Source organism: Salifodinibacter halophilus, assembly GCA_012999515.1.
Lineage (GTDB): Bacteria > Pseudomonadota > Gammaproteobacteria > Nevskiales > Salinisphaeraceae > Salifodinibacter > Salifodinibacter halophilus.
Map to the genome: position 1 here is coordinate 1 of JABEEB010000132.1, position 300 is coordinate 300.

General features: G+C 65.3%; 1 protein-coding gene. It reads left to right on the forward strand.

What is annotated here, in order from left to right; translation table 11 throughout:
• On the forward strand, positions 1–118 hold a 118-nt coding region (gene dcd, locus HKX41_11015), incomplete at its 5' end, for a dCTP deaminase (GenBank protein ID NNC24661.1).
• Positions 119–300 lie beyond the last annotated feature (182 nt).

Consider the following 300-nt stretch of genomic DNA (forward strand, 5'->3'; position numbering starts at 1 on the left):
CCAACGAGGCGTGGCGCAGATGCTGTTCTTCCAGTCCGACGAAGTCTGCGAGACCTCCTACAAGGACCGCGGCGGCAAGTACCAGGGCCAGGTCGGCGTGACCCTGCCGCGCACCTGAGCTTGCCGCGCACCCGAGCCTGGCACGTTCGCGCCTGGGCTTGTGCAGCAAGGGCTTTGGCTTTTGTGGGAGGGACTTCAGTCCCGATGCTTTTATTTCCGGTCGCCGCGATCTGAGCGGAAGGCGTCGGGACTGAAGTCCCTCCTACAAGGTCGGCCGCCGCTGCCGCAGGCGCCGTTCTT